Annotated in this window: 10 protein-coding genes; 6 read left to right on the plus strand and 4 right to left on the minus strand. The window is 72.3% G+C overall.

The window, feature by feature from the left end; translation table 11 throughout:
* Positions 1-3: 3 nt before the first annotated feature.
* From IEZ01_RS25190 to IEZ01_RS25200, 3 genes are all read left to right on the plus strand, one after another.
* Complete coding sequence (locus IEZ01_RS25190; protein WP_019884226.1) at positions 4-1,593, plus strand: mucoidy inhibitor MuiA family protein; 1,590 nt, start codon at positions 4-6, stop codon at positions 1,591-1,593.
* A 181-nt stretch (positions 1,594-1,774) separates the two neighbouring features.
* Positions 1,775-3,964, plus strand: a complete 2,190-nt coding sequence (katG, locus tag IEZ01_RS25195; protein ID WP_189203913.1) for a catalase/peroxidase HPI — start codon at positions 1,775-1,777, stop codon at positions 3,962-3,964.
* Between the two features lie 173 nt (positions 3,965-4,137).
* Positions 4,138-4,596, plus strand: a complete 459-nt coding sequence (locus tag IEZ01_RS25200) for a nuclear transport factor 2 family protein (RefSeq protein WP_189203915.1) — start codon at positions 4,138-4,140, stop codon at positions 4,594-4,596.
* A gap of 13 nt (positions 4,597-4,609) precedes the next feature.
* Here the strand turns inward: IEZ01_RS25200 and IEZ01_RS25205 are convergent, their stop codons facing one another.
* Positions 4,610-6,325 carry an ABC transporter ATP-binding protein gene (locus tag IEZ01_RS25205; protein WP_189203917.1) on the minus strand — a complete coding sequence of 572 codons (1,716 nt, stop codon included), beginning with the start codon at positions 6,323-6,325 and terminating at the stop codon, positions 4,610-4,612.
* Between the two features lie 14 nt (positions 6,326-6,339).
* Between IEZ01_RS25205 and IEZ01_RS25210 the strand changes: the two genes are divergently transcribed.
* The gene (locus tag IEZ01_RS25210) at positions 6,340-6,669 is read left to right on the plus strand and encodes a hypothetical protein (RefSeq protein WP_229833215.1); all 330 of its coding nucleotides are present in this window, start codon (positions 6,340-6,342) and stop codon (positions 6,667-6,669) included.
* A 49-nt stretch (positions 6,670-6,718) separates the two neighbouring features.
* Here the strand turns inward: IEZ01_RS25210 and IEZ01_RS25215 are convergent, their stop codons facing one another.
* Positions 6,719-7,543, minus strand: a complete 825-nt coding sequence (locus tag IEZ01_RS25215; RefSeq protein ID WP_019884233.1) for a class I SAM-dependent methyltransferase — start codon at positions 7,541-7,543, stop codon at positions 6,719-6,721.
* 121 nt (positions 7,544-7,664) lie between these two features.
* On the opposite strand from IEZ01_RS25215, the gene IEZ01_RS25220 reads away from it, so the two are divergent.
* The gene (locus IEZ01_RS25220; protein ID WP_229833217.1) at positions 7,665-9,191 is read left to right on the plus strand and encodes a glycosyltransferase family protein; all 1,527 of its coding nucleotides are present in this window, start codon (positions 7,665-7,667) and stop codon (positions 9,189-9,191) included.
* Between the two features lie 134 nt (positions 9,192-9,325).
* On the opposite strand, the gene IEZ01_RS25225 is transcribed toward IEZ01_RS25220, so the two are convergent.
* Complete coding sequence (locus IEZ01_RS25225; protein WP_019884235.1) at positions 9,326-9,517, minus strand: DUF6381 family protein; 192 nt, start codon at positions 9,515-9,517, stop codon at positions 9,326-9,328.
* Between the two features lie 138 nt (positions 9,518-9,655).
* Between IEZ01_RS25225 and IEZ01_RS25230 the strand changes: the two genes are divergently transcribed.
* The gene (locus tag IEZ01_RS25230; protein ID WP_189203920.1) at positions 9,656-10,444 is read left to right on the plus strand and encodes an Fpg/Nei family DNA glycosylase; all 789 of its coding nucleotides are present in this window, start codon (positions 9,656-9,658) and stop codon (positions 10,442-10,444) included.
* Positions 10,445-10,528: 84 nt separating this feature from the next.
* Here the strand turns inward: IEZ01_RS25230 and xdhC are convergent, their stop codons facing one another.
* A complete protein-coding gene (gene xdhC / locus IEZ01_RS25235) occupies positions 10,529-11,338 on the minus strand; it encodes a xanthine dehydrogenase accessory protein XdhC (protein WP_019884237.1) in 810 nt (269 codons plus the stop codon).

Here is an 11,338-nt window from a genome sequence, read left to right on the forward strand (position 1 = left end):
CCCATGTCCACGGCACCCACCTCCACGACGGCCACCGCCACGGCACCGGAGCCGATCGCCGTCCCCGTCACCGCCGTCACCTGCCTGGAGGACCGCGCCCACGTCGAGCGGGCCGTCGTGCTCGACCTGGCGGCCGGGGTCCAGCGCCTGCGGCTGGGACCGGTCAGCGCGCTGGCCGTCGACCGTACGCTCCACGCCGACCTGACCGCCGACCACCCGGCGAACGTCCTCGACCTGCGCATCGTCCGCACCTGGACGCCGCGCGGGCCGGTGCCGTCCGCCGACGACTCCGCCCTGCGCCACCGCATGCACACCCTGGAGGAGGAGCGCCTCACCCTGGAGCAGCGGCGCGAGCGGCTGCAGGCCCGCCTCGACCTGCTCGGCCGTCTCGCCGCCGACGTGCTGCGGGAGATCGGCGAGGGCGCCGGCGCCGGGGAGTGCGAAGGGGCCCGCTGGACCCGGGAACTGGACCGGGTGGACGCCGAGCGCGAGACGTACGCCGAGCAGCTGCGCACCGTGAAAGCCCGGCTGGCCGCGCTCGACGCCGAGTCCGGCGAGACGCGGCGGGCCATGGACCTCACCGAGGAGGAGCCCGCCGAGCTGGTCGGTCATGTCGAGCTGACCGTGGAGGCGGCCGTCGCCGGGCCGGCCGAACTGCGCCTGAGCCACCTCACCCCGTGTGCGCTGTGGCGGCCTGCGTACCGTGCCGTGCTCGACGGTGACTCGCTGACGCTGGAGAGCGAGGCGATGGTCTGGCAGCGGACCGGCGAGGACTGGTCGGACGTACGGCTGACGCTGTCGACGGCCCGGTCGGCGTCGGCCACCGAGCCACCGCGCCTCGCCGAGGACCGGCTGACGCTCAGGGACCGCTCCGCCGCGGAGCGCCGCACGGTCGACGTCGAGCTGCGCGAGGAGGAGATCGGGGAGCTCGGCCCGGTCCCGGTGCTCGGCCTGCCGGGGGTGGACGACGGCGGCGAGGCGCGGGTGCTGAGCGCCCCGGCGCCGGTCTCCGTGCCCGGTGACGGCCGCGCCCACCGGCTGCCGCTCTCCGTCTTCACCACGGCCGCGAGCAGTGAGTACGCCTGCTCACCGGAGCTGTCGCCGCTGGTCACCCAGGTCGTGCGGTTCGACAACCGGTCCGGCCATGTGCTGCTGGCCGGGCCCGTGGACCTCGTCCGCGGCAGTGGGTTCAGCGGCCGCGGCACGCTGGACTTCACCGCTGCCGGCGCCCCCGTGGAGCTCGCCTTCGGCAGCCGCGACGACCACCGGGTGGTCCGGCAGGCCGAGGAGTCCCGCGAATCCGCCGGGCTCACACAGCGGACCGTGGTCACGCGCACGGTCCGGCTGCACGTGTCCCGGTTCTCGGCTCCCGGGGAACAGGGCGAACGGGTGGTCGTCGTCCGGGAGCGGATCCCGGTCTCCGAGGTCTCGGCGGTGGAGGTACGTCTGCGCAAGGAGGCCTGTTCACCGGTGCCCGACGCGGTCGACGCCGAGGGGATCGCCCGCTGGGACGTCGCCCTTCCTCCCGGCGGGCGCCGCACGGTCACCCTGGTGTACGAGCTGTCGGCGAGTTCCAAAGTCGCCGGGCTCTGAACCGACGGAATGGATGAGGCCGGGAAAACGAGTTCGGACTTCTGACCGCTTGTCACGCGGGAGTGCCCTGTACGTGTTCTCGTAGCGGTGCGGTGTGTTCTCGTCGCTGTGCGGTCTGCGGTGCGCGACCATACGGACGCAGCGAGCAGAAGGAAACACCGCGACAGGAAGAAGGACGGACGTGTCCGGCAGCGAATCCGAGAACCCGGCAATTCCCTCCCCGGAGCCCACGGCGACCCGCCCCAAGACGAACCGGGACTGGTGGCCGAACCAACTGGACCTTCAGGTTCTCCACCAGCACTCGCCCCGGGCCAATCCGATGGGCGAGGACTTCGACTACGCAAATGAGTTCGCCACGCTCGACGTCGACGCGCTGAAGCGGGACGTCTTCGAGGTGATGACGGCGTCGCAGGAGTGGTGGCCCGCCGACTACGGCCACTACGGGCCGCTCTTCATCCGGATGAGCTGGCATGCCGCGGGGACGTACCGCATCGCCGACGGCCGGGGCGGCGGCGGCTCCGGCGCTCAGCGCTTCGCCCCCCTCAACAGCTGGCCGGACAACGCCAGTCTGGACAAGGCGCGCCGTCTGCTCTGGCCGGTCAAGAAAAAGTACGGCCGGAAAATCTCCTGGGCCGACCTTCTGGTTTTCGCCGGAAACTGCGCCATGGAATCGATGGGGTTCAAGACGTTCGGGTTCGGCTTCGGGCGGGAGGACATCTGGGAGCCGGAGGAAATCTTCTGGGGGCCCGAGGACACCTGGCTCGGAGATGAGCGCTACAGCGGCGACAGGGAACTCACCGGTCCATTCGGCGCCGTTCAGATGGGACTGATCTACGTCAATCCGGAGGGGCCCAACGGAAACCCGGATCCGCTGGCTGCCGCCCGGGACATTCGCGAGACGTTCGGGCGGATGGCGATGAATGACGAGGAGACGGTCGCTCTCATCATCGGCGGCCACACGTTCGGCAAATGCCACGGTGCGGTCGACCCCTCGTACATCGGCCCGGAGCCGGAGGCCGCCCCCCTCGAGCAGCAGGGCATCGGCTGGCGGAACACGCACGGCAGCGGCAAGGGCGCCGACACGCTCACCAGCGGGCTCGAAGGGGCATGGACCACCGAGCCGACGAAGTGGGACAACGGCTACCTGGACAACCTGTTCACGTACGACTGGGAGCTGACGACCAGCCCGGCGGGTGCGAAGCAGTGGACTCCCACGGACCCCTCCGCCCAGGGCACCGTCCCCGACGCCCATGATCCGTCGAAGCGGCACGCTCCCATGATGCTGACGACGGACCTCTCACTGAAGCTGGATCCGGTCTACGGGCCGATCTCGAGGCGTTTCCACGAGAACCCCGACGAGCTCGCGCTGGCGTTCGCCAAGGCGTGGTACAAGCTGCTGCACCGCGACATGGGGCCTCTGTCGCGCTACCTCGGCCCGTGGGTCGCCGAGCCGCAGCTGTGGCAGGACCCCGTCCCCGAGGTCGATCACGAGCTGGTCGGGAACGACGACATCGCGGCCCTCAAGAGCAGGATCCTCGACTCGGGACTGTCCGTCTCCCAACTGGTCACCACCGCCTGGGCGGCGGCGGCGAGCTTCCGCGGCACCGACAAGCGCGGCGGGGCCAACGGGGCCAGGATCCGGCTCGCGCCGCAGAAGGACTGGGAGGTCAATGCCCTGCCCGAGGTGGCCGACACGGTGCGGGGCCTGGAGCGGATCCAGCAGGACTTCAACACCTCCCAGACCGGCGGGACGAAGGTGTCGCTGGCCGACCTGATCATCCTGGGCGGCTGCGCGGGCGTCGAGCGGGCCGCGAAGAACGCCGGTCACGACATCACGGTCCCGTTCACACCGGGGCGCACGGACGCCTCGCAGGAGCAGACGGACGTGGACGCGTTCGCCGTACTGGAACCCCGCGCGGACGGGTTCCGCAACTACCTGCGGGCCGGTGAGAAGCTGTCGCCGGAGACCCTCCTGCTGGACCGTGCCAACCTGCTGAACCTGACCGCGCCCGAGATGACGATCCTCGTCGGCGGCATGCGGGCCCTGAACACCGGCTTCGGCGGATCCTCGCACGGCGCCTTCACGCACCGCCCGGAGACTCTGACCAACGACTTCTTCGTCAACCTGCTCGACATGGGCACGGAATGGAAGGCGTCGACCGCGACCGAGAACGTCTTCGAAGGCCGGGACCGCGCCACGGGCGAGAACAAGTGGACGGCCACCGCCGTCGACCTGGTCTTCGGCTCGAACTCCCAGCTGCGGGCGATCTCGGAGGTCTACGCGTCGGAGGACGCGGGAGAGAAGTTCGTACGCGACTTCGTCTCGGCGTGGGACAAGGTGATGAACCTGGACCGCTTCGACCTCACCTGATCCCCCCGTCCCGGCCGGCCAACCGCCGGCCGGCCGGGACGCGGCCGCCCCTCATTACCCCCGGCGTAATCGACCACGCTCCCCCTCACCCGGCAGGATCAGACACATCGACGGGAACCCCCGTCGAGGCCCGTCGGCCGCCGGGACTCGGCCGTAGCTTCGAGGAGAGCGTCATGACCGTCACGCCCCCTTCCCCCACGGCCGGTTCGGCCGCCACCGCGAGTTCCGTCGCCGAGGTCACCCGGGCCGTCGTGCGGGAGTTCCTCACCGCCCGGCTGGCCGGCGACACCGGGCGGCTCGTCGCGCTCTTCGCCGACGAGGTCGACTGGGTGCTCGCCGAGAACCCCGGCGTCCCGTGGATCCGGCCGAGGTCCTCCGCCGCCGAATGCGCCGCGCAGTTCACGGAGTTGATGGAGCACACCGTGCCCGAGGACGCGCGCGCCTCCGTCGACACCTTCCTCGTCGACGGCACCGACGCCGTCCTGATGGGGCATGTGTCGGGGACCGTACGGGCCACGGGAAAGGCCTTCGAGGGGCCGTTCGCGCTGCATCTCACCGTCGAGGACGGCCGGATCACCCGGCACCGCCTCTACGAGAACAGCCTGTCGATCGCCGAGGCATGCACCCCGTGAGGGCGCGGCCGGCTCATTCGCTCCCTGCCGGAGTCAGGGACAGGTGCCAGAAGTCGGCGTAGCGGCCGCCGCGGCGCAGCAGCTCGTCGTGGCCGCCTTCCTCCACGACGCGGCCGCCGTCCAGGAAGACGACGCGGTCGGCGCCGCGGACGGTCCGCATCCGGTGCGCCACCATCACCACCGTACGGCCCGCCAGGAGACGCTCGATGCCCTCGTGGACGGCGGCCTCGTTCACCGGGTCCAGTGCGGAGGTCACTTCGTCGAGCAGTACGACGGGCGCGTCCTTCAGCAGTGCCCGGGCGATCGCGACGCGCTGGCGCTCACCGCCCGACAGCAGCGCGCCGCCCTCACCGACGTGCGCCGCCCATCCGCCGGGCAGCCGCTCGATCACCTCGTCCAGCCGCGCCGCGGCCGCCGCCGCCCGTACCTCGGCCTCGTCGGCGTCGGGGCGGCCGAGGCGTACGTTCTCCTCGATCGTGCCGTCGAAGAGATGGACGTCCTGGAAGACGATGGCGATCCGGGCCATCAACGCCTCCGTGGAGATGTCACGCACGTCCGCGCCGCCCATACGCACCGCGCCCGCGTCCACGTCGTAGAACCGGGCGATGAGCTGCAGCAGTGTGCTCTTGCCCGCGCCCGACGGTCCGACCACGGCGAGCCGCCGGCCCTGCGGCACGGACAGCGACACGTTGTCGATCACCGTGCGGCCGCCGTGCCGGAAGACGACGGACGCGCACTCCAGGTCGTGGCCGGCCGGCTGGAGGGGGTCGGCGGCTTCCGGCAGCGGCTCGGTGCGCAGTACGGCGTCGAGTCCCGCCAGTACGGTACCGGCGCCGCGGAGTTGGCCACCGATGTCCGAAAGCGACAGCAGCGGGTCCGCGCTCCGGGCGGCCAGCACCAGGATCGCCAGGACCTCCGCCGCGCCGATGCTCCCGTCGAGCGCGAGGTAGGCGCCCAGGACCAACAGCCCGGTGAACATCGCCTGCACCGTGAGCGTCAGGCCGACCACTCCGGGCAGCGCCGAGAGCGTGGAGCGGTGGGACGCGCGCTGGACTTCCCGTAGCGAGTCGTCCAGGAGCCGGAAGCGTTCGGCGGTCCGGCCGCCTGCCCGCAGCACCGGCTGGGCCCGGAGGTATTCGACGACCCGCCCGGTGGCCTCGTGGTCGCGCGCGGTGCGCTCGGCGTCGTCGGCGGCCGTCGAGCGTCCCGTGCGGATCTGGATCGCCGCCACGACGGGTACGGCGACCAGCGCCGCCAGCCCCAGCTGCCAGTTGAAGGCGAGCATCACGACGACGATCGTCAGCGGAGTCACGGAGGCGGCGGTGAACGGCGCCAGAAGGTGGGCGATCACGCTCATCGCGTCCAGGACGCCCCGGCCGGCCAGCACGGACACCTCCCCGACGCGGCTGGCGCCGTACCAGCCGAGGGGCAGCCGGGCCAGGTGGTCGCCGAGCCGGTGGTACAGGCCGCGCAGCAGCGCGGATCCGACGCGGAAACCGGTCAGATCGCTGAGGTAGCGCAGCGCCGCGTAGCCGGCGGCCGCCGCCCCGAAGGCGATCAGCCAGGGCCAGGCATCGGCGGGCGTACTCCCAAGCAGTGCCCGCAGCACCGGAACCAGCAGCGCGTAGGACAGCCCCTCGGCCATCGCGGTCGTCGCCATCAGGGCCACGGTGCGGCGCATCGGCCGGGCGTGTTCGTGGCCCAGCACGCGCAGCAGCATTCGGATCATCGGGGCATGCCTCCGTGCGGTACGACGAGTCGGCGATGTGGATGGCCGAAGCCATCCTGGCCGGGGCCGTCGACCACGGATGCACACCCGAGCAGAGCGTCGACGTCTTCCGCGGCATCTGGTACTTCACCGTCGGCGAGGTCCTCGTCCGCGCCCACTCCGCCCGCCGACGGGACGAAGGCCGGCCCTTCGCCCACCGCGACGACCTGGACCCCTCCCAGGTGCCCCACCTGGCCGCCATCGGCGTCCGGTGGGCCCCACTCGCCGCGCGCGACATCTACCCCGAGAGCCTGCGCGCGTTCGTCGACGGCCTGCTCGCCCAGGCGGAACGCGACGCTCCCTAGCCGGCGCTCCCCTTCCGCGCCGGGCGCCGCCCTCGGCGTCCCGCGGGATTCACGCCCCGTGGGTCACGCGGAGTTTCGACTGGCCGTGCGGCAGCCGCTCCCAGTCGTCCATGAAACGGGCCGTCATACCGTGCCGCGCGGCCAGCCGGGTCAGCGTCTCCGTGCGGTAGTAGAAGTCCTCGCCCAGGACATGGTGTTCGCGCGTCTCCGTACGGTCGAAGGTGAAGTCGAAGAAGCCGCCGGGCGCGAGGATCCGTCCGACGTGGGCGAGGCATTCGTCGATGATCTCCAGCGGTGAGTGCGAGAAGACGCTGTGCGCGTGCACGACCGTGAACGAGGCGTCGGGCAGGAAGTCCAGTTTCAGGTCGTCGACCGGTGTCAGGTACGGCAGCTTGTGCTGAAGGCCGTAGCGGACGAGGGTCTTCTTGGCCTCGATGAGGATGTCGGGCGAGATGTCGATCCCGTAGTAGTGGCCCGGCTCCAGATGGTCGATGAACCGCCAGCCCGCCCGCAGGTTGCCGCAGCCGATCTCCAGCAGCCGGTCGTGCGGCTGCAGCCCGTGCTCGCGCAGGTAGTCGAACTGCATCTGCCCGATCGCGAGCCAGCGCTCCCGCGAGGGCGCCCCGCCGACCGCCGCCTCGGGGCTGCGGGCCGTGTCGGACGCCATCACCGCCCGGTAGTAGGCGACGTGGCCGCCGCGGTGACGCAGCCGCAGCCACGCGTCCCGGCACGCGCGCCGCAGATGGGGCGCCACGCGGCGGGGGTGCCGCAGGGCGTACCGCACCTTGTGGCCGATCCGTGCGCGGTTCACCGACAGACGGGATGCGGGTCCTTGCTGCATGACGACCTCCGTGCCGTCCGTGGGAGCGCCCATTTCACGGATGCTAGCGAGGGAGGCGGCGCTCGGGTGGGACCTCACTCGTTCGTCACGCGCGTTGCGCCGAGTGCCACGCCGGCCCGAGCGGCCCGCCGTGGCCGGCGGCAGCCTGGCTGCCATGCGGGACAGAGGCGTGATCAGCGAGGTACGGGCCGGTGCGGCGGGCACGGCGCGGCAGGGACCGTCCGCCGGGGCGGCCCCGAGAAGTCCGCTGCTGTTGCTCGGGGCCGTCTGCGCCGCCTTCGCACTCGTCCATCTCGCGCTGGTGGCTCCCGGGCTCGGGCTCGGCTGGGACGAGTCGGTGTACGTCAGCCAGGTGAGCCCGCAGGCCCCGGCGGCGTTCTTCAGCGCGCCGCGCGCCCGGGGCATCACCTACCTCGTCGCCCCCGTCACGGCGCTGACCACCTCCACGGCAGCGCTCCGTGTCTATATGGCCGTGCTGGCGGGCTGCGGACTGTTCCTCGCCCTGTGGGCGTGGCGCCGGCTGCTGCCCGCGCCCGTTCTCGGTGTCGCGGGCGGGCTCTTCGCCGGCCTGTGGATCACGATGTTCTACGCCTCGCAGGCGATGCCCAACCTGTGGGTCGCCTACGGGGCGCTCGCCTCGGTCGGCTGCTTCCTGCGGGCCGCACGCGACCCTGGAGACCGGTGGGCGCCCGCCGGCCTGGCCGCCGCGGTGGCGTTCGCCGCGCTGATGCGCCCCACGGACGCGGTGTGGCTCGCCCTGCCGCTCGCGGCCGCGTCCGTGGTGCTGAAGGCACGGCGGCGGGTGCTCCTGCTGGTCGCGCTCGCCGTCGGCCTGGCCGTCGGATGCGCCCAGTGGGTCGTCGAGGCGTACGTCTCGTACGGCGGCCTCGCCGCCCGGCTGGACCGGGCCAGCGAGATCCAGGGCCGGCTCGGCTGGTACTTCTCCGTCGACGACCATGCGCGCGCCCTCGGCGGGCGGACACTGTGCCGCCCCTGCAATGTGCCCTGGCGGCACCCCGCCGCCGCCCTGTGGTTCTTCGCCCTGCCGCTGCTCGTGGCGGCGGGCGTACGAGCCGCTGTCCGCGCCCGCCGCCACCGCACGGAGCTGGTGGTGGCGACGGTGGTCGGTACGGCACTGGCCGCGCCCTACCTGTTCACCGTCGGCTACGCCGCGCCGCGTTTCCTGCTGCCCGCCTACGCGCTCCTGGCCCTGCCCGTCGCGTACGGCCTGCTCCGTGCCTGCCGGCCCCGCCCGCGCGGCCGCCGGATCGTGATCGGGATGGTCGCCGTGGCCCTCGTCGCGCACCTGGCGATCCAGTACCAGCTGGTCGCCAGCACGGCCGACCGCGTACGGCGCGACACCGCCGACCTGGGGCGCGTCGCGGCCGAACTGCACGCCCTGGGCGTGCGCCCACCGTGTGTGGTCAGCGGTACGGAGTCGATCCGGGTGGCCTTCCGCGCCGGCTGCGCCTCCCGCCAGCCCTACGGACCCAACAAGAGCACCACACCGGAGGAACTCGTCGCGACGGCGCTGCGCCAACCGGTCGCGATCCTGGTGTCGGACGGGGCGCAGCCTCCCTCGTACGCCCGCGCGTGGCCCTCTCATCCACTGCCGGACCTGGGCAACCGGACAGCGCTGCGGGCGTACGTGTCCGGTGCGGGCGGGCCGGGGCGTCGGTGAGGACGGTTGCGGCGGGCGACAAGCCGCTGAGCCGCTGAGCCGCTGCCGAATATCGACGGCTGCGGTGTCGAGGGCCGACGACCGGGCATGCGGCGTCGGGCGCGCCCGCGCCGGGTTCCCGTCCGGCCGGGCGACTACCGGTCGGGGTAGATGTCGCCGCTCGCCATGCCGGACTCCTGCTCGCTCTGATCCCGGAGCCGGCGGGCCTCGTCCCGCAGCCGCTGCTTCTCCTGCGGGTCGGCGGCGCCTTCGGCCGCCCTGTCCAGCTCCTTGGCCTTCTCGCGCATCTGCCGGGCGTGGATCCGCGACTCATCAGCGGTACTCATCAGGGCACTCCTCGCGGTACGACGAACCGACCCCACCAGGGAAGCAGTGCGCCCGCCGGTACGCACGTCGAAGGTCCGGCGCACGCTCGCGCGGGGTGCGACCCTGGAGGTGACGGGGCCTCGCGAAGGGGTGATGGTGTGCCCGAGCTGCCGGATGTCGAGGGGTTCCGGGAGGTCCTCGCCCGCTGCGCGCAGGGCAAGCGCATCACAGGGGTCGAGGTGCACGATGCGGGCGTTCTGCACGGGGTGGGCGCGGAGCGGCTGCGCCGCCGGCTGGAGGGGCGCCGGTTCACCGAACCCGGGCGGCACGGCAAGTGGCTGCTCGCCCGCACCGACGGGCCGACCGTGCTGATGCACTTCGGCATGACCGGACAGCTGGTCTGCTGCCGGGCGACGGACGACCTTCAGGCGCACGACCGCGTCGTGTTCGTCCTCGGCCGCGACCAGCTGCGCTTCCGTGACCAGCGCAAGCTTCAGGGCATCTGGCTCGCCGAGGATCCCGACGCCGATGTCGCGCGGGCCCTCGGTGACCAGGGGCCCGACGCGCTGTCCATGGACCGGGACGGGTTCGACGAGCTGCTGTCCGGGCGGCGCGGCCGGGTCAAGTCGGTCCTGACCGATCAGTCCCTGATCGCCGGTCTTGGCAATCTCCTCGCCGACGAGATCCTGTGGCGTGCCCGCCTGCATCCGGCCCGCCAGGCGGGGGAACTGAGCGACGACGAGCGCCACCGGCTCCACACGGAGATGCGGCGCACCCTGCGCTCGTCGGTACGCGCGGGACGCGTACCGCCGCGCAGGTCCTGGCTCACCGGCCGCCGCGACGACGCCGACCCGGCGTGCCCGCGCTGCGGCGGTCCACTCGACCGCCGGCGGGTCGGCGGACGCGGCACGGTGTGGTGCCCCCGCTGCCAGCCGGACACCTCGTGACCCGCCCGGGATACGCCGAAGGGGTGCCCCGCAGGTCGTACGTTCGCACGCACGCGGGGCACCCCAGTTGAGCCGGTGTGAGGGTCAGTTCCCCTCGGTTTCGAAGGTGCGCAACAGGTCGGCGGCGACGCTGACGGCGATGGTCGCCGGTTCCTTGCCGGTGATGTCGGCCAGCCCGATCGGGGTCTTGATCCGGTCGATGGTGGCCTCGTCGTGACCGCCCTCGGTGGAGAGGCGTTTACGGAACCGCACCCACTTGGCCGCCGACCCGATCAGCCCGATGGAGCCGAGGTGGGTCGTACGCAGGGCGGCGTCGCACAGCGCGGCGTCCTCGGCGTGATCATGGGTCATGATCAGGATGTGGGTGCCGCGCGGCAGATCCGCCAGTACCTCCTCGGGCAGCAGCGGCGTGTGATGCACATGCACCTGCGCCACCGCGTCCGCCAGCACATCGAGCCGCTCCTTGGCGAGCATGTCGGAGCGGGAGTCGATCAGATGGAGGTCGAGGTCCTGACGGGCCAGGATGCGCGCCAGTTCCAGCCCGACGTGCCCGACGCCGAAGATCGCCACCGCCCGTACCACCGGCAGTGGTTCGAGCAGCACCGCGACCGTTCCGCCGCAGCACTGCACGCCATGCTGGTTGACCACCTTGTCGTTCAGGGCGAAATCGATCAGCTCCGGCTCCGGCTTGGACGCGGCGATCATCTCCCGGGCCCGGTCGATCGCGACGGCCTCGACGTTGCCGCCGCCGATCGAGCCCCACGTCTCGGTCGAGCCCACGACGAGCTTGGCACCGGCGTCGCGCGGAGCGTGGCCGCGCACGGTCGCGACGGTCACCAGCACGCCGGACTCCCGGCGTGCCCGCAACCGTGCGACCGCGGCGACCCATGTCAT

This window comes from Streptomyces purpureus, from assembly GCF_014648195.1.
In the GTDB taxonomy this organism is placed as follows: domain Bacteria; phylum Actinomycetota; class Actinomycetes; order Streptomycetales; family Streptomycetaceae; genus Streptomyces; species Streptomyces purpureus.

Bases quoted from the DNA above. Each gene is read 5' to 3' on its own strand.
- IEZ01_RS25215 (WP_019884233.1), bottom strand. From the start codon at position 7,543: ATGGGCGCTCCCACGGACGGCACGGAGGTCGTCATGCAGCAAGGACCC.
- IEZ01_RS25205 (WP_189203917.1), bottom strand. From the start codon at position 6,325: ATGATCCGAATGCTGCTGCGCGTGCTGGGCCACGAACACGCCCGGCCG.
- xdhC (WP_019884237.1), bottom strand. From the start codon at position 11,338: ATGACATGGGTCGCCGCGGTCGCACGGTTGCGGGCACGCCGGGAGTCC.
- IEZ01_RS25225 (WP_019884235.1), bottom strand. From the start codon at position 9,517: ATGAGTACCGCTGATGAGTCGCGGATCCACGCCCGGCAGATGCGCGAG.
- IEZ01_RS25200 (WP_189203915.1), top strand. From the start codon at position 4,138: ATGACCGTCACGCCCCCTTCCCCCACGGCCGGTTCGGCCGCCACCGCG.
- IEZ01_RS25220 (WP_229833217.1), top strand. From the start codon at position 7,665: ATGCGGGACAGAGGCGTGATCAGCGAGGTACGGGCCGGTGCGGCGGGC.
- IEZ01_RS25190 (WP_019884226.1), top strand. From the start codon at position 4: ATGTCCACGGCACCCACCTCCACGACGGCCACCGCCACGGCACCGGAG.